Raw genomic sequence first — 22,937 nt, forward strand, 5'->3', positions numbered from 1 at the left:
AAAATATATTAAATGGTACAATGAAGATAGGATTAAAACAAAATTAAACGGAATGTCCCCTGTTATGTACAGATTACATTCCGCTTAAAAGATTATTAAATTATTCCGTGTTTACGGGTTCAGGTTAAAGCTGTGTGCATTTTTTTGGTTGAAGATATTAAACTTATACGATACAATTAATTCAAATAATAGGTAGGTGACAAATGGGAAAATTTAAAAAAATATTTTTGATAGTCCTTTTAGTTGTGGTAACTGTGGGATTAATGGTATTCGTTCCGTACGATTCGATTAGAAATTTGGTGCAAAAATCTGGACCATGGGGAGCGGTTGTGTATATTTTATTGTTCACGATTCTCCCGATAGGATTCTTTCCAGTTCCAGCATTGGCATTAATCGGAGGAGTAAGCTTTGGGCTTGTAAAAGGAAGCATTTATACAGTTGTTGGAGCTTCGATGAACTGCTTGTTGATGTTCGAACTTTCAAGAAAAATCGGACACGACTATGTAGTCAAGATGATTAATGAAAAATTCTCCGAAAAAAACAGAGACAGAATATTGAACGCTCCTGATTCAAAATTATTCACGCTGTTGTTTATTTGCAGATTGATTCCGATTATTCCATACAATCTTATAAATTACGGATTTGGCTTGACAAATATAAGCCTATCCAAATACATGTTTGCATCAGTTCTTGGAATAATTCCTGGAACACTTGTATATTTGAATTTGGGGGATAAAGTGTTGAATGTAGGATCCAAGGAATTCTACCAAGCGATTATTTTGGTAGTGGGACTTACTGTTGTGAGCCTGATATTTGCGAAAATAATCGACAAAAAAGACAAGGAAAAACAAACAGATTTGAAGTAATAAAGAATGACAGGTAATATATTAAAGTATAACTCACTTCGTCTCGCTTGCAAAAATTTGAAAATTCTAATCTCGAAATTCTAAAATTCAAAACTCGCTTACGCTCAAACAATTGAATTTTTAACGAATTTCTCGATTGAATTTTATAAAATTTTTTTCAGAGGACTCGATCGCTATACTTTGATATAATTTAATTCGTCTAAATTAACCAAACAAACACTCAAAAACCGCAATTGCTAATATAGCTATTGCGGTTATTTTTATGAACTAAAAATTTTCTTCTAAGTATTTTTTTGCAAACTTTACAAAATCTATTACAGGTTCTGACAATAATGTGTTGGAACGATATACAAGATAGAAGTGACGTACCGATTCAAAATCGTCGATCTTGAAAGAAATCAATTGATTATTTTCGACTTCCTCTTCTACAGAAAGCTTACTCATAATTGATATTCCCATCCCACTTCTTATGCATTGCTTCAAAGTCTCGGTGCTATTTGCAGTTCCTATCAAATTCAAAGAATTCTTGCTGATACCCAAAGCGTCGATCATTTTCATAGATTCTTTTAATGTACCAGAACCTTGTTCACGAAAAATTATCGGCTCTTTTAAAATAGAACTAATCTTAACATTGTTTTTCTTCAATGCATTATAATAATCGTTATAAGGCGTGACAATTACAAGCTTATCGCTGAGAACTTTTTCGAAAGTAAGCTCCTTATCCATAGTAGTCATGCCGACAATTCCAATATTTATAGAACCATTTATAACGCCATCAATCGTAGTTAAACTGTCCGATTGAATTATATTCACCAAAGTTTTGATGTGAGATTTGTGATATTTTGATAAAAGAGAGGGTAGAATATAAGTTGCTGGAACAGAACTTGCTCCGATATTAAAAGTAGTAAGGCTCTTTTTTGAAAAAGAATCCTGCATGCTTTCCATAATTCGAGAAATCGACTTAGCATAATTATAAAATTCTCTACCTTCTGGTGTAAGCTCCAACTTTTTCGTTGTTCTTTTCAACAATTCTGTATTCAATTCGTTTTCAATTTGTTTTATATGAGTACTAATCGTAGGTTGTGTAAGATACAGTCTTTTCGCTGCCTCAGAAAAGCTGTCCCATTCCACAACCGTGATGAATGTTTCTAATTGTTTTAAATCCATTTTATTATCTCTTTCGTGGTATTTAATATATATTTTATCATATACCTTTTATTTTACAAAATACACAAATACTTTATAGTAATATACCCAATTGTAAAGAAATTTAACAAACAAATTTTTACTTATAGAAAAAACCTATAAATGATACAAAATCAACAAGTGTTATTAAGTCAATGTTTGAACGGTGTTTTTGTAAAAATTGATGAAAAAAATTTGCAAATAAACACAAATAACACGTTATTTATAGAAAAATTCAATCAATAAACTAATGATATTTATGATAAAATAATTTGTGTATAGCAAGTAAATAATATTAAAAAACAAAATATTTAAAAAGAAAATTATGAAAAAAGGTTTTAAAAATTTTACAATTGGTAGCTGCAATTATTCTAGCATTAATACCAAAAAGCTACCTAATCAATAAAGACAGAAAAGACGAAGTTCTAAAAAATGACCATAATTTGTGTAACTCATGATTCACGACTCAAAAACAGGGCGAAAAAAGTGTACAAGTTATCTGGAAAGAATTTATCCTAATAAAAAACTGATCTTCAACAGTCAAACGACTGTGAGGGTCGGTTTTTTATTGCAAAAATAATGAATATATTGTTAGGAAATATTCAATTTGAATAAAAAACACGCTGTTAATTGTGAGAAACAAGGGATTATCTCGAAATATATTTCATTTTTGTAACAATTTGTAGAATATTCATAAATAGATAACAACGCTAGTAATTACGGATTAAAAAGATATTTAAAAATAATTAAAGATTATGAAATGAATGTGAAATATAGTTCATTACACGAATAAAAATACAAAAAAATATCAGATTAGGGCAAAAATCACCCGTAACTTTAGCTAGATAAATTGAATGAATAAAAATAAATTAAGTGAAATTTGTGAAAAATAATAGAATCATTCAGAAAAAAGAATAAAAAATTTCTCACAAATTACGTTAAGCCCATTAAAATACTAAAATAAAATAAAAAATTATGAAATGAAAATGAAATGAATAACAACAAAACAAATAAAATTTCTATTAAAAAATGATGAGAATTATCTGCAGAATAAATAAAAAATACAAATAAAAAAATAAAAATACTTTAAAAATTTGGATTGTGAAAACGGATTATCATTTAAAAATGTCTAAAAATTCAAATTTTTAAAGCTGAAAAGATTGACATTAAGGCATTAGACGGAAAACGCCGAACGTTTAGAAAAAAATATTTTAATTTTTATTATCACATGGTAAAATATGCATTGTAAAAAATACAAATTGTGTTTTATAGAATTAGCTTATTAAAAAATTAAGAAAAGCTAAAATAAAAATTGTGAGGAAAAGAGATGAATAAGAAAAACAAACTAAACAAAATTATCGAAGAAAAGAAGGCAAATAGTTTGAACAAAAAACTAAGATACGGATTAAGAAAATTATCAATAGGAGTTGTGTCATGCTTTTTAGGCTATGCGATTGCTTTAACTCCTAATTTATCATACGCAAACACTGAACCAAACACAGTTGTAGCATCTAATCAAGCAGAAAAAACAACAAAAGATGAATCAAAAACTACACAAAAAGAAAACAAAGACATGCTACAAGGAAAAACTGTTTCTCCAGTAGGACAAGTGGATCATTCAGATTTATCAACAAATAAAGTAACTGAAAAGTCTACAATACAAAAATTTAGCATGGTCAATCCTATAGAAAAAACTGAAGACAAAGTAGAAAAAATGAATACACAATACACTGTTACTTATGGACCGGGATTGGCATACGTAGGAGAAGGTACAACAGTTAATATTTCATTTAAACAAAACAACAATAAAGTTAATGTGCCAGCAGGTACAACATTTGAGTTGGCAGGAAATTCTGTAAATGGAGCAAAAGTTGATAAAACTACAGGAAAGATTAGCTACACTCCAGATTCTACTGTATTGAAGGATGGAGAAAAAGAAAAAAACGTAACAGTTAATGTAAAGATAACATACAAGGATCAATCTACTTCTACAATAACGGCAACAATCACTGTGAGAAAAGAAGAAAGTGCAGTTCCTAAAATAAACCCTGTTGTAGAAGGTCAAACAAAAATAACTGGAACTGGAGTAAAAGGTGCCAAAATCGAAGTTGAAATCGAAAAGAAAGTAAATGATGGTGAAACAGCGGGCGTAACGACAGTAAAAGACGATGGTACATGGGAAGTTGTTGTAGAGAAAGATTCACTAAAAAAGGATTATAAGGTAGTAGTTACACAAACTGAAAAAAACAAAACACCTACATCATTAAAAACATTTGTGGCAGCCAAACAAGAAAGCGAAAAAGATAAACAACAACCTGATGCTGGAACTCAAAAACCTCAAGACGATGGACAATCAAATCAACAAGAAAAATCAGCAACTCCAACAGTAAACCCTGTTACAGAAGGAGATACTACTATTTCGGGAACAGGAAAAGCTGGAGCTAAAATCCATGTTACAAAAGTAGAGGGAAATAGTCCACATGGTCTAATCATGGGAGAAAATATAGAAGTAAATAATGAGGGAAAATGGACATTAAATGTTCCTCAAGGAAAAGATTTGAAAAAAGGTGACGTTGTTCTTGTTGTTCAAATAGAAGATGGCAAAGGTGTTTCTGATCAAGTACGTTCTGTTGTAGCAGAAAAGAAAGCCGAAAATCCTGATACAAATAAAAAACCACAACAAGATCCGCCATCACAAGATGAGAAAGAAGCTCGTGAAAAAGAAGAAGAGGCAAAATTAACAATAAAAGATGCTTATGCAGGAGACAAAACATTAAGTGGAACAGCAGCTCCAGGCTATAAAGTTAGTCTAATCATAGCATTGAAAAATAAACCTGGTGAAGTCATCAACAAAGATGCGACTGTTGATGAACATGGTAACTGGTCTGCAAATTTAGTAGATGAATTGAAAGAAGGCGACAAAGTTACAGTTTATCAAACTAAACAATTTAAAAATGGCGAAAAAACAATAACAGTTAAAGCAAAACAAGAAAAACCTCAAAATCCATCTGAAGATAAAAACAAACCAAATCCTCCAGCAAAAGAAGATGAATCCAAAAAAGAAAAAACAAAAAATCCTATAATAAATCCGGTAAAAGAAGGAGATAAAATAATTTCTGGAAAGGGAGTACCTGGGGCAAAAGTAAATATTTCAAAAACTGGTAAGAACTACTCTAAGAATGATAATTTAGCACAAAATATAATTGTTGATGAAAGGGGAAATTGGTCAGTTGCAATTGATAGTGCGAAAAAGTTTAAGGCTGGCGATATTATTCTCGCCGTTCAAAAAGAAGATGGCAAGGAAAATTCAGATATAACAGAAGTAACTGTTGTAAAAGCAGATAATCAATCAAAACAACAAGAAGATAATAAGAAACCAAATCCACCAGCAAAAGAAGATGAATCCAGAAAAGAAAGAACAAAAAATCCTACAATAAATCCTGTAAAAGAAGGAGATAAAGTAATTTCGGGAACAGGAGTACCTGGAGCAAAAGTAAGCATTTCAAGGACAGAAAAAGACTCGGCAAAAGGTATTATTTTAGCTAAAGATATAGTTGTTGATAAAAAGGGGAATTGGTCGGTTACAATTGATGCGAAAAAATTCAAAGAAGGAGATATTATATTCGCTGTTCAAAGAGAAGATGGTAAGGAATATTCAGATCAATCAGAAGTAACTGTTGCAAAAGCCGATAAGAAATCACAACAACCAGAAAAAAATAAAAAACCTGAAAATAATAATCAAGATAATCAAGAAAAAGAATTGTCGAAATTCCCGGTTGCAAATGAAATTAAAGCAGGGGATGCAAAAATAACAGGACAAGGAGTGCCAGACGCTACAATCGTAGTTAAAAAACAAGGTGAAAAAGGCAAGGAAGTAAAAGCTACAGTTGGTAAAGATGGAAAATGGTCTGTTGAATTGGAAGAAGCAGCAAAACATGGAGACGAATTCATAATCAAACAACAAGAAAAAGGTAAGAGAGATTCCATCGGAATTTTGAAATCTGTACCAAAGAAACCACAAGTTAAGAAACCAGAAACAAATACTCCAGATGGAAACAAACCAGGAAATAATAAAAAACTTGAAAACAATCCTCAAGACAATAAATTATCAAGCTTCCCATTAGTAAATGACATTAAAGCAGGGAATACGCAAATAACTGGTAAGGGAGTTGCAGGTGCTACAATTGTAGTTACCAAACAAGGCGAAAATGGCAAAGAAGTGAAAACTACAGTTGGTGAAGATGGTAAATGGTCTGTTGATTTGACAGAAGCCGCGAAAGAAGGCGACGAATTTATAATTCAACAACAAGAAAAAGGCAAGAAAGCTTCACCAAGAATTTCAAAAGTTGCTCAAAAATCTGACAAAAAACAAAATCCAGAAAAGAAACCAGAAGCAAAGAAACCTGAAGGTGAAAAGAAACCTGGAGATACTAAAAAACCAGAAGACGATAAAAACCCAGAAACAAAGGAACCTGATGTAAAAAAACCGGAAGATGAAAAGAAACCAGAAGCAAAAAAACCAGAAGCAGAAAAGAAACCTGAAGGTGAAAAGAAACCTGGAGATACTAAAAAACCTGAAAATAATAAAAACCCAGAAACAAATAAACCTGATGTAAAAAAACCAGAAGCAAAAAATCCAGAAGGTGAAAAGAAACCTGGAGACAATAAAAAACCAGAGGACAATAAAAAGCCAGAAGCAAAAAATCCTGAAGGAGAGAAGAAACCTGGAGATACAAAAAAACCAGAGGATAATAAAAAACCAGAAACGAAGAAACCTGATGTAAAAAAACCAGAGGACAATAAAAAGCCAGAAGCAAAAAATCCTGAAGGAGAAAAGAAGCCAGAAGGTGAAAAGAAACCTGGAGATAATAAAAAACCAGAAGTTAATAATCCTGGAAAGAAACCAGAAGTTAATAATCCTGGAAAAACAACAAATCCTTCAAATAACAAAAAGCAACCAGAAAAAACACCAGAAAAAACACCTGATGTGAAAAAACCAGAAACAAAAACACCGGAAATGAAAAGACCAGAAAAAAATGCGAAGAAACCATCAACTCAAAACAAAAAATCAATGGATGGATTATCATTGCATTACGAAATAAAAACTGTTAAAAAAGGTGCAAAAATTAAAGTAACACCAGTGTTCAAGGACAAATCTGGAAAGATTATCAAAATGCCACAAGGAGTTATGTTCTCATTAGACAAGAATTCACCAAAAGGCGTTAAGATTGATCCAAAAACTGGAGAATTATCAGTAGACACTACAGGATACAAAAATGGAGACAAAATCGTTGTGACAGTAGTAGCAACTATCAAAGGATCCACTACAAAAGTATATTCTTTATTCGCAAAAGATGGAAAAACAAATCAACCTAACGAACCAACAAAAACAACTGAACAAGATACAGTTATTAAAACAAAGGTTGAAATAAACATCGAAAAATCTGAAAAGAATAAAACTAATAAAAACAATAAAAAAGCTTCAAACAAGAAAAAACTACCAAAAGCAGGATATGAAAATGAAATTATATCATTGGCAATTGCGTCAATCACTACTTTGGGCGGAGCTTATATAACAAACAAGAAGAAAAAATAAATATATTTTTCAAAAACACCCTAAAGAAAAAGCTGTTCATTATTGAACAGCTTTTTTGCTGTCTTAAAAACAGACATTATTTTACAAATAAAACGCGAAACAAACATTGGAAATTAAATATAAATGAGTTAAAATATAATTAAATATAAAAAACGGAGGAATATATGAAAAAAACAAGCAAGTTAATCAAAGTAATCCTTGTATTTGCATTGATTATAGGAGCGTTTTCATTTAATTCATCATTTGCTGCTGGGCAAGATGTTGAAATCAATGAAACAAATTTTCCTGATGCTACATTTAGGGAATATGTAAAAAGGTTTGATAACAATAGGAATGGCAAATTAAGTACTACTGAAATTAACGTGGTAAAAAATATTGACGTTTCCGAAAAAAATATCAAATCTATTAAGGGCGTTGAAGTTTTTCTTGAATTAGAAGAGCTTGAATGCGTAAAGAATAAAATTAAGGAAATTGATGTTAGTAAAAATACTAAACTAAAGAAATTAAACTGTGAGTGGAATGAATTAAACAATCTTGATGTTACAAAAAATACATCGCTAGTTGAACTAAAATGTGGAATTAACAATTTAACAACTTTAAATTTAACAAACAACAAGCAACTTGAAGTTTTATGGTGTTACACAAATAGACTTAAAAATCTTGATATTAGCCAAAACACATCACTAAGAGAAATGTTTTGCTTAAAAAATGAAATTAGTAATCTTGATTTAAGTAAAAATGCCGAACTTAAAGTTCTAGATGTTGGAGAAAATTATCTTGATAAACTAGATCTTTCCAATAATACAAAACTAGAAAAGCTTAAAATTTATACAAATAAATTTAAAAACATTGATGTTAGTAATAATTTAGAACTAGGTGAATTAGAATGCCAAGAAAATTTAATTGAAAATATAAATCTAAAAAACAACAAGAAGCTTTATTATCTAGATTGTTCAAATAACAAGCTTAAGAGTTTAGATTTGGGTAATAATGGCGGATTAATGACATTACTTACAAGTAAGAATCAATTTGAAAATATTGATATATCTTCACTTACAGAGCTTACAACATTCCATTGCCCAGACAATAATTTAACGTCCTTGAACACTTCTAAAAATCCTAGATTAACTAGTTTCTATGGCTTAAATCAAGTGTATGATATATCAATCAATAGCAACAATAATTCGTTTGATGTAACAAAATTTCCAGGAAACTTTGATAAAACAAAAGTTCAAAATTTAAAATCAGCTGTGATAAAGGGTAATAAACTTATTGTAAATAAAAACGCTAAAAAGGTAACTTATGAATATAAAACAAGTGATTATGTTAAATTTAATGTAACTTTGAATGTCAAATTATCAGATAAACCAGAAAAAGTTGATAAAAATAGAATTGCTGGTTCTGACAGAATTGCAACAGCAATTGAAGTATCAAAGAAATACTACAAGACAGCAGATACTGTAATCATTGCAAGAGGCGATATGTATCCTGATTCATTAACTGCATCACCACTTGCAAAAGCATTAAAAGCACCAATTTTATTGACACAAAAAGATGAGTTGGATGACAGGGTAATGGATGAAATCGCGAGACTTGGTGTTAAGAACGTAATAATTGTAGGTGGAGAAAGTTCTATAAATTCAACGGTAGAATCCTTGTTATATAAATATGACAAAGACCACGAAATAGAAAGAATAGCTGGTAAAAATAGATATGAAACATCTGCAGCGGTAGCAACAAAATTAATAGAAGTTGCAGGAAACAAAAACACTGCAATAATTGCGAGCGGAGAAAACTTCGCGGATGCATTAACAGCAGGAGCTTTCGCATCAGAGAAATCATATCCAATACTTTTAGTACAAAAATCATCCATTAATCCAAGCATAGCAAAAGTTATAAAAGGCAATAAAATAAATAAAACATGTATAGCTGGAGGATTAAATTCAGTATCATCAAAAGTTCAAAAACAACTTCCTGAAGATACACAAAGAATTTCGGGATCTGACAGATATGAAACAGCAGTAAAAATTGCAGAAAAACTATTTGAAGGAAAACAAGCATTCGTAGCAAGTGGAGAAGTATTTGCAGATGCACTTGTAGTATCACCAGTAGCAGGAGGACAATCTTCACCGATTTTATTAGTAAGTAGAAATGAATTACCAAAATCAGTAAAAGATTACGTAGCAAAAAACATCAAACAAATCACAGTTGTTGGTGGAGAAAAATATGTTCCACAAGAAAATGTTGATTCACTAAAAAATCTTATAAAATAACACACGAAAATCAGAGCTGTATAAGGCTCTGATTTTTAGGTTCTGCAAAGTTTTCGTATCAATTTATACCGGTAAAACTTTGCTATATAATAAAAATTAGTTTAGAAATATTATATTTACTTATTAATTTCTTTTTCTAGTTCTTGAAGAACTTTTATAATTTCTTCAAAGTTTGGATATTCTCCATATATCATTTCTGACATATCCTTATAATCTTTTTCTATTTCAGGAAATCTAAATCAACCATTTCTCTTATGGATAAGAGTTCACATTAATGGGGTCTGGCAAATTTTACAGACAGTGTCTGGAAAATTGGATATCATAAATATTGCCTTTAAATCCATCGATTGTAAGATACTTATATTGATATCATTTTTAATTCACTCTCTCAAGATTCAAAACCGTTCAAATATTCTTCAGTATATAAAACCTGAACTTCTCCGGACCAATTAAGTATTGAACCAATAAAATCATTAATATCTAATCCGGGCATTTCATAAATTTCTTCATCTCCAAATGTTCCTGAAGCATCTTCAATAAAAATAGTTTCATACCCTCTGTCGGAACATATTATGCTCGAAAATAAACAACAATACTCCGTATTGAAACCACAAATATAAACTTTAGACACTTCATTGTCTTTTAAAACTTGGGCAAGATTAGTTTTATAAAACGGATTACATGACGCCTTTTCAATCACATAATCTCCCGATCCTAGAAGTTCTTCGCAGATTTCCACATCATCGGAGCCTTTAAAATAGGGACTGTCAGGGTCATTCGAAAGATGCTTGAATAAGATTACAATATCATCATTCTTTTTGAAATCATCAATTAGAATTTTAATATTATTTAGAGTATCAGTAAAATCTTTTTTCTTCAATATCCCATTTTGTACATCCAATACTATTAATGCATTCATTATAATCTCCTTAATTTTACTTGTTACTTATTAAATTCTTTAATTTTCCTTATAACTTCATATATTCATGCTGGCACTGATTTTGATTCATTCATTAAATCTAATTTTTCTTTTTCAGATAAGTTTTCTTTTATCTTTTGTATAACTTCGTTACTTATATTTTCTTTGCCCAAAGACTTAATTGCTTGAATTATAGTCGCTGTCTTCAAAGACATATTAGCAATCTCTCCTGGATTTACTTTCTTAAATTCTAAAATGGTATCTCCAATTTTATATTCCTTATATCTCCCACTAGATATATATTTATAGTGACTTGAAACTTGTGTTGAAAGTCCTAATAAGTTTAAGGCTGTGCTATTATATGGTGCAATATTCCAATTGTATTTTCTTGCTATAGCAAGTGCTAACTCGTGAATTGATACTGCTTCGTACTCTCCAATTAATTCACTGTATCTTGGATTGTAATAAAATCCATCAATGATACGCTTAATTTTATCTTCATCTGCTAATCTTTTTAATATTTGTCTAACCGTAGCATTAGATGCAACATCTAAAAAGTCATTTGCAAAAAATACTTTATGTGAGTTAAAACTATTTATTTTGTCTGATATTATTTCAATATATGAACTCATTTCAACACTCCTTTGTCACGGATATTGTATCATATCCGTGACAAAAATAAAAAAATGCAATATCTTATTTTTCGTGCAAACTTCTATATCTTTCTATAATCACAAACTCTCGCAAATCGCAATGCTTTTGGAAGCACTTCAAAATCCAAGAAATCAGTCGTGAAGATTTCTCCGTCGACATTGACCATCAATTCTTTTTCGAATTTTATATATCCTTTCGTTAATCTTTGAAAATGGATAAGAGGATGTGACAAGTGAGCGCCTTTTTTGTATTTGAAAATCAACGGAATTAGCTTGTACAATGGCATTGATTCTGCCAAGCACAATTCCAATATGCCATCTTTTATATTCGCATAAGGAGAAGGGTTGAATCCTCCGCCGTAGAATCCGCCGTTGCAGATTGCACCGAGTAGATAATATCCTTTCAAACTAACCTCTCCGTTTTCTCCGTTACATGTGCTGGATTCTAGCTTGTATTTTGGTATTTTAAATAAATTCTGTAACACTGCAACTGGATATGCATTTGCCTTTAATTTTGGGTTTTTCTTTAATAATTTGTATGCGGAATTCAAAATCACCGTATCAAATCCGAAACTAAGCACGTTTACGCAGTATCTGTCATTTACTTTTATCACATCAATATCGTCAATAACGGGCTTGATTGTGTCTTCGATTTTGAAGTTTGAATAATCGAAATTCTTGGAGAAATCATTCGCGGTTCCTGATGGAATGAGTCCCACACTGAACTTCGCAGCGGTTTGTTTCATCGCATTTACAACTTCATTTAACGTTCCATCTCCCGAGCACACATACAACAAAACATCTGAACAATCGCGATACTTACGAACAATTTCAGATGCGTGGTTTTTGTATTCAGTTTTTATTATTTTATATTTTAAATTATTGCTCTCGTAGCATTTGACAATGGAGTGTTCCAATTCTGAAAATGAGCCAGCTCCAGCCTTGCTACTCAACAAAAATACGTATTTCATTTAATCACCATTCATATTATAATATAAACATAAATAGGTGTACACATAAATTTTTGCAAAGGATAATATTATGGATAAATTTTTTTACAACGTAATTTACGTGCTGATAGCTCTGGCACTTCTATTTCTATTCGAAAAAATTTTCAGAAATAGAAAAGACAATCCTACTCTCAATAAAATTTACAAAATAATTGTGGGAATTTTCTGGATAATCGCTGCAATCGTAACGGTTTTGTTGTACTGGGCAGGTTACGGATATTTTAAAGATGGAAACTCATCAGTAGCGATAAAACTTTTTGTGTTTGGAATTTTGATGACATTAAGCGTTGGATACAAGATTTATACTACGTTTGGAAATAAAAATGAACGTAATTAATGAGCTTCAATCCTTGCAAGATTTGAAATACCGAGACTTTCAATCGAAACTAATCCCTACTATCGACAAATCCACGATAATTGGAGTTAGAATGCCCGATTTGAGAAAGTTAGCCAAGAAATTCGACGAGAAACAGGCACAAATTTTCATGAAAGATTTGCCACACACATACTACGAAGAAAATATGCTTCATTCTATTTTGATTTCTAATATGAAAAACTACGATGATTGCATCGATAATTTGGAAAAATTTCTTCCGTTTGTCGATAATTGGGCGGTGTGCGATTGCATTTCACCGAAAATTTTTACAAAAAACACCGACAAATTAATCGGGAAAATAAAATTGTGGGCAAAATCACCCCACACCTACACAGTGAGGGTTGCGATTTGTTTGTTGATGAAATATTTCTTGGATGATGAGTTTAAGGTTGAGCATTTGAAAATAGCAACACGAATCAGAAGCGAAGAATATTATGTGAATATGATGGTTGCGTGGTTTTTCGCGACAGCGTTGGCGAAACAATGGGACGATGTTATATTTGTGCTGGAAGATAATTTGCTAGATGAGTGGACGCACAACAAAACAATCCAAAAAGCGAGAGAAAGTTTCAGAATTACACCGGAACAAAAACAATATTTGAAATCGTTAAAGAAAAGGAGATAAAATGCGAAGAAAAGATCGTGAAATCACAAGTTTTGATGAACAATTGAAGATAATTGATGCGTGCGATGTCTGTAGGCTTGGACTTGTGGATGATGAGGGTTATCCGTATATTTTGCCGTTGAATTTCGGATATGAAGTGATTGACAATGAATTGGTTTTGTATTTTCATGGCGCGTTGGAAGGCTACAAATACGAACTTATCGACAAGAACAACAAGGCTTCTTTTGAGATGGATTGCAATCACGATTTGTATTCCAATAGAGAAATAGGATACTGCACGATGAATTATTCGAGCATCATGGGCAAGGGTGTCGTGGAGTATGTGACAGATCCGCAAGAAAAATTCCAAGCGTTGACTGTAATGACGGACAAATACCACATGGATCATTTCGAATTCAATCCGAAGGCGATTCCGAGAACTAGGGTGTTCAAATTAAAAGTAACATCCATGACTGCAAAACACAAAGAAATGAAAAAATAAACTTATAAAACAGAAAAATTATTGTTCAAAAATGCTTGACAGTATAACATTTGAGCTGTATACTGAAAAGGTAGTAAGTAATTAAGGTAGTGAATCAAAGTTTTGTAAAATATTTTATTCTCTTAAATTAATTAGTTATCACAAAAAATAAAAAACAGTACAGTGGTACGGTTATTCTACGGAATAACAAGGAGGATATTATGAGTAACGGAACAGTTAAATGGTTTAATTCTACTAAAGGATTCGGATTTATTACAGGAGAAGACAACAAGGACATTTTTGTTCACCAAAGCGCAATCCAAGAAGAAGGATTCAGAACATTAGAAGAAGGACAAAAAGTTTCCTATGATGTTGAAGCTTCTGATAAAGGCGACAGAGCAGTTAACGTAGTTAAATTATAATATTAAATTCAGACCAGTATGCGTGAGAATGTATACTGGTTTTTTATTTGTCAAAATATTACAAATAAATACAAATGTGGTATATTATTATTAGATTCTAAAAAATTTGGGAGGAATAATATGGATTTTGAAGAAGTAATCAAAAATCGATATTCTTGCAAGAAATATAGCGACAAAAAGGTCGAAAAGGAGAAGCTGGATAAGATTTTGGAAGCTGGAAGATTAGCTCCAACAGCTAAAAATTTACAAGAATATCACATTTATGTAATACAATCAGAAAAAAACTTGAAAAAAGTCGACGAAGTGACACCTTGTAGATATGGAGCTAGCACCGTTTTACTTGTAACTTATGACAAGACAAACGTGTTTACATATCCAGGAGGCAGCAGAGATTCTGGAATCGAAGATGCTACAATAGTCGCTACTCATATGATGCTTGCAGCGAAAAATCAAGGCGTGGAAAGTTGCTGGATCAATTTCTTGGATCCGGACATCACACACAAGAAGTTCCGCCTTCCTGCAAAAGAAGAAGTCCTTATGATGCTAGACATCGGCTATCCTGCAGAAGATTGTGAAATCAATCCACTTCACGACAAGAGAAAAGATTTGTCAGAAACATTAACATTTATTTAAATAGTACTTAATCTGGAGATTTAATGAATTTAAAATATAACGAAATATTAGTTAGAAACGCCTCTTTGCTAGATGTATCTAATTTATTAAAATGGTGGAATGATGGCAGGGTAATGGAACATGCAGGATTTCCCCTTGGACTAAACACTACCGATAACAGAGTTATACAAAATATTAAAGATCACGACATGTTAAATAATACTCTGTTGATAATTGAATATAATAAAATTCCAATTGGAGAAATGAATTACAAGAAACTTGATCATAAATCAGTGGAGATTGGAATTAAAATTTGTGAAGAAGAATATCAAAATAAAGGTCTGGGAAAAATTATTTTAAGTTTATTAATCAGTGAGTTGTTTTCAAAAGGATTTGAGAAAATAGTATTGTCAACAACTGCTGAGAATAAAAGGGCACATCATGTTTATGAAAAACTAGGCTTTGTCAATACCGAAATTAAAGAAAATTCGTGGACAGATCAATTGGGGAACATTCGCTCCTCTGTAATGTATGAGCTAATTGAAGAAAACTTTAATAACCAATTAACCAAACTAAAGGAAAACTAATGAACAAAAGAAAAGAATTATCAGAAACAGTAACATTTATTTAAAACGCAAAACGACTCAGTCACATTGACTAAGTCGTTTTTAAATTGCTCACTTGATAGAAGAAATTTGCCAATTCTTCGGTGCTTTCCACGCCACCTTTTCTAATCCAATGCAAAATAATTCCCGAATTTAACGACAAGAATACCTCCGTAGAATAATCTTTTGGCAAGAACGGGTGATTGTCAATCGAATGCTTCAACTCTGGAAGCGTATCAATCAACGCCAGCAAAAACTTCCTCAACATATCGTTGATGTAGTTGTAGCTATTCATCGTCAACGCGTAAATAAAATTGAAATCATCCTTTACATAATCGATAACTTTTTTGATGATATCGTAAGAATATTTGCTTGCGACTTTTTCCGACGTCAATATCTCCTTTAAATCCTCGAAGATTTCCTCCACCAAATTATCCACCAAATCCATTTTATCATCGTAGTGCAAATAAAATGTTCCACGATTGATGTGAGCCTCTTTCGTCAATTCGCTCACCGAAATATCGTTCAAACTTTTTTCGTTCAACAAAATCGTCAACGCTTTTTTTAATTTGTCCCTGGTATCTGTTTCTCTAATCATAAAATCTCCTTAAATCAACAAACTGTTCAATTTTGTTTTGTTACAATTCTACTTTTAATATAAAATAATTTATAAGATAAATCAACACATTGTTTATTTAAGAGGTGACACATGGCATACATTGAAATGAAAAACAGCTACAAACGCTACAAATCAGGACAATCTGAAATAATTGCAAACAACGACATATCGTTTGAAATAGAAAAAGGAGAATTGGCGATTATTCTCGGCTCATCAGGAGCGGGCAAATCAACCGTTTTAAATATTCTCGGTGGAATGGATACTAATGACGAGGGAAATGTACTAATAGATGGCAAGGACATCAGCACATTTAACGAAAAAGAACTCACGAATTACAGAAGAAATGACGTGGGATTTGTGTTTCAATTCTACAATCTTGTTCCAAACCTAACCGCCAAAGAAAACGTCGAGCTAGCATCTGAAATCGTGAAAGATGCACTCGATGCAACAGAAGTCCTACAATCTGTTGGCCTTGGAGAAAGAATCGACAACTTCCCAGCACAATTATCAGGTGGAGAACAACAACGCGTGGCAATTGCACGTGCAGTTGCGAAAAATCCGAAGCTACTATTGTGTGACGAACCAACTGGGGCTCTCGATTATCACACAGGAAAACAAGTTTTGAAAATCTTGCAAGATATGGTTAGAAAAGAAGGAGCAACTGTTGTTATCGTTACGCACAACCAAGCGTTGGCGCCGATTGCAGACAGAGTTATTCACATGCATGACGCGAAAATTCGAGATATCGAGTTGAATTCAAACCCACAAAACATAGAAACATTGGAATACTAAAATGAAGAAGAAAACATTGAACAAGACGATTTTTAAATCGTTTATAGAATCTAAGGGACGATTTTTGTCGATAATGTTGTTGATGATGCTCGGATCCATGACACTTGTCGCACTCAAAGTCACAGGTCCCGACATCGACAAGACGGCGAACAAATACTACGAAGATTATAATTTGTCCGATATCAACGTCATCAGCGATTATGGAATAACGAAAAATGATGCGAAGGAAATCGACCAAATCAAAAACATCGCAGAGGTTGAGTACGGATATTTCTCCGATGCGACGATAAATGGCACGCCAACTTCATTCAGAATATTTTCAAATACGAAAAACTTATCCAAATTTGAGCTTGTGAGTGGAAATTTCCCACAAAAAATCGGAGATATCGCACTCACTGACCAATACCAATCCAAATACAAAATCGGAGATAAAATAAAATTCAAAGAAAAAGACGAAGACAGTAAGATTTTGAAACAAGAAGACTTCACTGTAACTGGATTTGTGAATTCTACAGAAATTATCTCCAAGACAGCTCTTGGAAATTCTTCTGCGGGATCTGGAAACTTGGAAGGATATGCAGTTGTAACAGAAGAAAACTTCGACACAGACGTCTACACCATTGCACGTGCGCGTTACAAAGATGTGCGCGGAATCAACTTCACGGATTCTGAATACACCAGAAAAGTCGACAAACATCAGAAACAACTCGATGAAATTTTGAAAGACAACGGAAAACAACGACTAGAAGAAATCAAATCAAAGGCGAATGACAAAATCGCAAAATCCAAGAAGAAAATCGAAGATGCCAAAAAAGAAATCGCAGATGCAGAGAAGAAATTATCTGATGGACAAAAGAAAATCGACGATGAAAAATCAAAGCTAGTATCAGCGAAAAAACAAATAGCTAACAAGGAATCTGAAATCAAGAATTCAAGATACCAACTCGAATCAGCAGAGGAAAGACTACAAGCGACGAAAAAACAATTGGACGATGCGAAAGTTCAGCTAGACGACGGACAAAAAAAGTTGAACACCAAGAAAGATGATGTCGAAGCGAATAGAAAGAAGTTATCACAAGCAAAATCAACACTTGATGCTACGAAAAAAAAGCTCGATTCATCAAAAACTCAAATCCAACAAGGAAAGGGAAAGCTTCAACAAGCAAAACAAAACCTCGAACAAAAAAAGGCTGAACTGAAAAAACAGGGAATAAACCCAGACAATGTTCCAGAAATCCAGGAAGCAGCAGAATCAATCGCAGAAGAAACCAAAATTCTGCAACAATCTGAAGCTCAGTACAACCAAGGATTGGCGAAGTACAATCAGGGATTTGAACAATACAAATCTGGAATGAAAAAAATTGATGAATTTGACACAGCACAAACTAAACTATCCGAAAAGAAGAAATTATACAAGAATTCTGTTGCGAAATACAACGCTGGAAGAAACGAGCTTAACGCATCCAAGACAAAATACAAGAATGGAATCGCACAACTGAACTCATCAAAAAGACAAATTCAAGAAGGATTGAACAAAATTTCATCGTCACAAAAAGAACTCGACAACAAGAAAAAAGAATTCGAAACCGAAAAGAAAAAAGCCGACGACAAAATCCAAGACGCAGAATCCAAAATTCACGACGCACAAATAGAAATCGACGGATTATCTTTGCCGAAATATTCGACATACACGAGAAGGACAATGCCGGGTGGAGACGGAATCAAAATGGTCGAAACGATATCATCAGGAATTACCAAAGTAAGCAACTTGTTCCCAGTAGTCTTGTATCTTGTTGCAGCGCTTGTAACAGTCACGACGATGACGAGATTTGTCCAAGAAGAACGAAACAACGCAGGAATATTGAAGGCATTGGGCTACAATGATACTGATGTAATCAAGAAATTCGTGTTGTACGGGCTAATCTCCGGAGGATTGGGTACGATTTTGGGAACGCTACTTGGAACGTACGCACTTCCGTATATTTTATGCACGTCGCTATTGGCAAACATGACACTACCACCGGTCAAATATTATTTTTCATTCAAAATACTCGGACTATCGGTGCTATTTTCGATAATTTGCAGCGTACTGCCAGCAGTTTACATCTCAATCAAAGAACTACGAGAAACAGCCGCACAACTCTTGCTACCGAAACCACCAACAAAAGGCTCCAAGATTTTCATGGAACGAATTACACCGTTGTGGAGCAGAATGACCTTCACGCAAAAAGTCACAGCACGTAATATCTTCAGATACAAACAAAGAATGTTCATGACGATATTCGGCGTTGCAGGATCCGTTGCGCTATTATTCGCAGGACTTGGGATTTCATCGTCAATCAACGGCATCCAAACCAAACAATACGGACAAATCATCCAATACGATGCAGTAGTCGCCAAGAAAGATTTCGTCACAGAAAAAGAACAAGCAAAAATCGATCGACTATTAAAATCTGACGACATTCAAGGCTACATTCCAATCCACTTTGAAAATATAACCAAAAACATCAAAGGAATTGACGACGAACAAACAATTACGATGCTTGTCACACACACGGACACATTTTCTCCATATATTAATTTGGAACACAAAAATACCGAAGATGCTCTCAAAATCACAAATAATGGCATAGTCATATCACAGAAACTCGCCGATTTGATGAGAGTGAATACAGGCGACACGATAACGCTAAAAATCGCAAACAAAGACAGAAAATTCAAAATCGCACAAATCACCAAAATGTACGCCGGACATTTTATCTTCATGAGTGATGACTACTACGAAACGATAGTTGGAGAAAAAGTAGACGACAACAGCTACTTCATCGCACTCAAAGATAAATCCAAGACAAACGTCGAGAAGGTCACAGCGAAATTCATGGCGTCAAACGGAATCAAAGCAGTATCGCAAAACACAAACGTCATCATACAAGTTGAATCGATGACCAACTCCCTCACGAAAGTAATGACAGTGCTAACTATAATGTCGCTATTACTTGCGATTGTAATATTGTACAACCTAACCAACATCAACGTAGCAGAAAGAATTAGAGAACTATCCACGATAAAAGTATTGGGATTTTTCAACAAAGAAGTAACCATGTACATCTATCGTGAAACAATCTGCTTGTCGATAATTGGAATAATCGCAGGAATATTTGGCGGAAAAATTCTCCACAAAATAATCCTCGACAAAGTTGCACCAGCGGAAATATTCTTCAACCCGAACATTGAAGTGTGGGTATATATCCTACCAATACTTTTGGTAATAGGAATACTTTACGCATTGGGAATAATAGTCAACCACAAATTGAAAAAAGTAGATATGCTTGAAGCATTAAAATCAGTAGATTAGGTTAGAAGTAGAAAACCGTGTTTACACGAATATCTAGACTACGAAAATTAACAAATTCTAAGCTCATGAAACTAAAATCGCAAACTCGCTGACGCTCAAACAGTGCGATTTTTTAACGTTTCATTTCACTTGAATTTGGAATAATTTTCTCCGTATGATATTCTAAGCAAACACGGTAATCTACTTTTTTCAATTCTATAAAAAGGGGAGAGGGGATTTCTCAGGACATATACATCACATAGGAATAGTGGAACACAAAAACTCGCAAAACGCTCATCTGTCTACAAAAATTGATAAATTCATCGCTTGTGAAACTAAAATTGTGAACTCGCTGACGCTCAGACAGCACAATTTTTTTACGTTTCATTTTGCTTGAATTTATTCCGATTTTTTCCGAATGATTCGCTTATTTACGATGTTTTTTGTTTTTTCAATGCAAACTACTTTTCCTAAGAAACCACCGCAACTTTTTCACGACACATCTTACAAAACACGCATATTGTGGTAAAATAAAATAAAAATCCAATCGAAATATATTTGCGCGAAATATAGAAACATAGGAGAAACAATGAACGTCATATTGACAAGTGACATAATGTCCCCTGACAAAAGACAACTTAACAGCTTAAATGGATTTGTCGATAAAATCCACGAATATGTAGATGACATCAACTGCCTATTCATTCCGTCTGACCCACACGCACTATTTTTAACACACACGATAAGCTCGCACTACAAGAGAGCATTCAAGAAAAGTGGATTCACAGTCAAACGCTGGGAAGTGTTGTATCCTTTTAAAAAAAGAAAACTACAACAACTCATATCACATGCAAACCTCATCATACTTGCAGGAGGACACGTGCCAACGCAAAACAAATACTTCCATGACATTCATCTCAAACAATACATAAAAGACTACCAAGGACTTGTCATCGCAATCAGCGCAGGAAGCATGAACTCAGCCCGTGAAGTCTACGCGCAGCCCGAATATTTTGGCGAAGTCAAATCCCCGCACTACCACAGATTTCTCGAAGGACTGGGAATCGTAGACATATCCGTACTACCACACTACACAGACATTAAACACGAACGCATCGACAACCAACGCATCATGGAAGATGTCACACTACCCGACAGCTACGGAAGAAAATTCTACGCCATAGAAGATGGAGCATTCATCATACAAACAGAAAACAAAATCTACGGAAATTGCTATGTAATAAAAGACGGAAAAATAAAAAAAGTCTGCACTACTGGCCACACCGTAAATCTACGAGGAGTAAATTAATGACAGAATTTTTCAGATACACAGAAGACGCCTACACCAACATCAACATAACACTACTTAGACTATCATTAGTCGTAGTAATATTCTTAGCATACAAATCCAAACACAAAACCAAACTACTCAAACCAGCATTAATCCTAGGATTATGCGGACAAATACTGCTGTTCTCATGGTATGTAGGAAACCACGCACTATTCATCAAAGAAGGATTGCCACTATTTCATTGCAGAATATCCGCCATCATGATGCTAGTAGCATACATCCTACACAACGACAAACTCATGCGCTACTTCGCGTGGATGGGACTCATCGGAGCCATCATCGCATTTACATTCCCAGACCCATCCAAATACTTGTGGCCACACGTAACCAACCTCACATACATCATCAATCACTTACTACTAGGATATTGTGGCGTGACAATATTATCCACAAGAAAAAGCGAGCTTAAACTAAAAGACTCACTCATGATTACAAGCGTAATGAACGCAGGAATAATGACAGTCAACCTAATCATGCACACCAACTACGGCTACCTCGTACATTTCCCACCTACAGTACCCGTACGATTCACACCAGCCGTAACATTCTTGATAATGTCACTAATCATCACATTTACAATCACACTCACAGACCATACACACAACAAAATCATTCACAAAAAACAAACACAACCACAACTAACTATGCAACAATAATTGCATAGTTTTTTTAGGAGAAACAATGCAAACACACATCAAAACATTCGAACAACTCACAACAAAAGAACTTTTCAACATCTACAAACTACGAGTCGACACATTCGTAGTAGAACAACAATGCCCATATCATGAAATAGACGACATCGATTTAAAAAGCCACCACATCTACTTGCAACAAGGAAAAGACATCCTAGCATATTGCAGACTATACAAACAAAATGATGCATACCATATTGGACGAGTAATCGCAGCCACCAAACGCAAAGGATACGGAACACAAATAATGAAAACAGCAATAAAATTTGCTAGCAATATTCTTCACGCACAGTCAATAAACATCGAAGCACAAACCTACGCCAAGAAATTTTACGAAAAATTTGGATTCGTAACAACTTCCAAACCATTCGATGAAGATGGAATACAACACATCAAAATGAAATACACCGTAAAATAAATTTGCACCAAAAAAATTTGGTGTTTTTTATTATAAAAAACAAAAAAATTGTAAAAAATATCGTAAAAATTACAAAAAAGTTACAAAAATAAAAATTATTTATACTAACAGTACTGATTGCCAACA

The 22,937-nt window shown here is 33.3% G+C and carries 20 protein-coding genes; 15 read left to right on the forward strand and 5 right to left on the reverse strand.

Annotated features, from left to right (window positions below; all coding sequences use genetic code 11):
* Nucleotides 1-7 precede the first annotated feature (7 nt).
* Both ACU68Y_RS08355 and ACU68Y_RS08360 read left to right on the forward strand, forming a co-directional pair.
* Nucleotides 8-88: an IS3 family transposase gene (locus ACU68Y_RS08355; RefSeq protein ID WP_080551595.1), complete on the forward strand. Its 81-nt coding sequence runs from the start codon at nucleotides 8-10 to the stop codon at nucleotides 86-88.
* Between the two features lie 115 nt (nucleotides 89-203).
* Nucleotides 204-866 carry a TVP38/TMEM64 family protein gene (locus ACU68Y_RS08360; protein ID WP_446755856.1) on the forward strand — a complete coding sequence of 221 codons (663 nt, stop codon included), beginning with the start codon at nucleotides 204-206 and terminating at the stop codon, nucleotides 864-866.
* Between the two features lie 267 nt (nucleotides 867-1,133).
* Here the strand turns inward: ACU68Y_RS08360 and ACU68Y_RS08365 are convergent, their stop codons facing one another.
* Nucleotides 1,134-2,033, reverse strand: a complete 900-nt coding sequence (locus ACU68Y_RS08365; RefSeq protein WP_002841031.1) for a selenium metabolism-associated LysR family transcriptional regulator — start codon at nucleotides 2,031-2,033, stop codon at nucleotides 1,134-1,136.
* Nucleotides 2,034-3,378: 1,345 nt separating this feature from the next.
* Between ACU68Y_RS08365 and ACU68Y_RS08370 the strand changes: the two genes are divergently transcribed.
* Nucleotides 3,379-7,647: an Ig-like domain-containing protein gene (locus ACU68Y_RS08370; protein ID WP_446755857.1), complete on the forward strand. Its 4,269-nt coding sequence runs from the start codon at nucleotides 3,379-3,381 to the stop codon at nucleotides 7,645-7,647.
* Nucleotides 7,648-7,811: 164 nt separating this feature from the next.
* Entirely contained in the window at nucleotides 7,812-9,920 is a 2,109-nt protein-coding gene (locus ACU68Y_RS08375) for a cell wall-binding repeat-containing protein (protein WP_446755858.1), read from the forward strand.
* A 388-nt stretch (nucleotides 9,921-10,308) separates the two neighbouring features.
* Here the strand turns inward: ACU68Y_RS08375 and ACU68Y_RS08380 are convergent, their stop codons facing one another.
* The 3 genes from ACU68Y_RS08380 to ACU68Y_RS08390 all read right to left on the reverse strand — a co-directional run bounded on the left by ACU68Y_RS08380 (nucleotide 10,309) and on the right by ACU68Y_RS08390 (nucleotide 12,463).
* Nucleotides 10,309-10,839, reverse strand: a complete 531-nt coding sequence (locus ACU68Y_RS08380; RefSeq protein ID WP_002841098.1) for a cysteine hydrolase family protein — start codon at nucleotides 10,837-10,839, stop codon at nucleotides 10,309-10,311.
* Between the two features lie 65 nt (nucleotides 10,840-10,904).
* Nucleotides 10,905-11,471, reverse strand: coding sequence for a DUF6088 family protein (locus ACU68Y_RS08385; RefSeq protein WP_446755859.1), 567 nt, complete (start codon nucleotides 11,469-11,471; stop codon nucleotides 10,905-10,907).
* Nucleotides 11,472-11,554: 83 nt separating this feature from the next.
* Nucleotides 11,555-12,463 (reverse strand): diacylglycerol/lipid kinase family protein, encoded by a 909-nt coding sequence (locus tag ACU68Y_RS08390; RefSeq protein ID WP_446755860.1) that lies wholly within the window; start codon nucleotides 12,461-12,463, stop codon nucleotides 11,555-11,557.
* A 70-nt stretch (nucleotides 12,464-12,533) separates the two neighbouring features.
* Here ACU68Y_RS08390 and ACU68Y_RS08395 point away from each other — a divergent pair, with 70 nt between their 5' ends.
* From ACU68Y_RS08395 to ACU68Y_RS08420, 6 genes are all read left to right on the forward strand, one after another.
* A complete protein-coding gene (locus ACU68Y_RS08395) occupies nucleotides 12,534-12,839 on the forward strand; it encodes a hypothetical protein (protein ID WP_311433378.1) in 306 nt (101 codons plus the stop codon).
* Nucleotides 12,826-13,503: a DNA alkylation repair protein gene (locus ACU68Y_RS08400; RefSeq protein WP_446755861.1), complete on the forward strand. Its 678-nt coding sequence runs from the start codon at nucleotides 12,826-12,828 to the stop codon at nucleotides 13,501-13,503. Before ACU68Y_RS08395 ends, ACU68Y_RS08400 begins: the two co-directional genes overlap by 14 nt.
* Before the next feature lies 1 nt (nucleotide 13,504).
* Nucleotides 13,505-13,984, forward strand: coding sequence for a pyridoxamine 5'-phosphate oxidase family protein (locus ACU68Y_RS08405; RefSeq protein ID WP_446755862.1), 480 nt, complete (start codon nucleotides 13,505-13,507; stop codon nucleotides 13,982-13,984).
* A 200-nt stretch (nucleotides 13,985-14,184) separates the two neighbouring features.
* On the forward strand, nucleotides 14,185-14,385 hold the full coding sequence (locus tag ACU68Y_RS08410; RefSeq protein ID WP_002836874.1) for a cold-shock protein: 201 nt from the start codon (nucleotides 14,185-14,187) through the stop codon (nucleotides 14,383-14,385).
* 120 nt (nucleotides 14,386-14,505) lie between these two features.
* Nucleotides 14,506-15,018, forward strand: coding sequence for a nitroreductase family protein (locus tag ACU68Y_RS08415; protein WP_446755863.1), 513 nt, complete (start codon nucleotides 14,506-14,508; stop codon nucleotides 15,016-15,018).
* 23 nt (nucleotides 15,019-15,041) lie between these two features.
* Nucleotides 15,042-15,584 (forward strand): GNAT family N-acetyltransferase, encoded by a 543-nt coding sequence (locus tag ACU68Y_RS08420; RefSeq protein WP_446755864.1) that lies wholly within the window; start codon nucleotides 15,042-15,044, stop codon nucleotides 15,582-15,584.
* 70 nt (nucleotides 15,585-15,654) lie between these two features.
* Here the strand turns inward: ACU68Y_RS08420 and ACU68Y_RS08425 are convergent, their stop codons facing one another.
* Entirely contained in the window at nucleotides 15,655-16,200 is a 546-nt protein-coding gene (locus ACU68Y_RS08425) for a TetR/AcrR family transcriptional regulator (RefSeq protein ID WP_446755865.1), read from the reverse strand.
* Nucleotides 16,201-16,311: 111 nt separating this feature from the next.
* Between ACU68Y_RS08425 and ACU68Y_RS08430 the strand changes: the two genes are divergently transcribed.
* From ACU68Y_RS08430 to ACU68Y_RS08450, 5 genes are all read left to right on the forward strand, one after another.
* Entirely contained in the window at nucleotides 16,312-17,013 is a 702-nt protein-coding gene (locus tag ACU68Y_RS08430; protein ID WP_060790896.1) for an ABC transporter ATP-binding protein, read from the forward strand.
* Between the two features lies 1 nt (nucleotide 17,014).
* Nucleotides 17,015-20,368, forward strand: coding sequence for an FtsX-like permease family protein (locus tag ACU68Y_RS08435; RefSeq protein WP_316058290.1), 3,354 nt, complete (start codon nucleotides 17,015-17,017; stop codon nucleotides 20,366-20,368).
* 568 nt (nucleotides 20,369-20,936) lie between these two features.
* Nucleotides 20,937-21,656, forward strand: a complete 720-nt coding sequence (locus ACU68Y_RS08440) for a Type 1 glutamine amidotransferase-like domain-containing protein (RefSeq protein ID WP_316058292.1) — start codon at nucleotides 20,937-20,939, stop codon at nucleotides 21,654-21,656.
* Nucleotides 21,656-22,354: a YwaF family protein gene (locus ACU68Y_RS08445; RefSeq protein WP_446755866.1), complete on the forward strand. Its 699-nt coding sequence runs from the start codon at nucleotides 21,656-21,658 to the stop codon at nucleotides 22,352-22,354. The genes ACU68Y_RS08440 and ACU68Y_RS08445 overlap by 1 nt, the downstream gene beginning before the upstream one ends.
* 25 nt (nucleotides 22,355-22,379) lie before the next feature.
* Nucleotides 22,380-22,811: a GNAT family N-acetyltransferase gene (locus ACU68Y_RS08450; protein ID WP_446755867.1), complete on the forward strand. Its 432-nt coding sequence runs from the start codon at nucleotides 22,380-22,382 to the stop codon at nucleotides 22,809-22,811.
* Nucleotides 22,812-22,937: the final 126 nt, after the last annotated feature.

Source organism: Finegoldia sp. P1-F-LS, assembly GCF_052932205.1.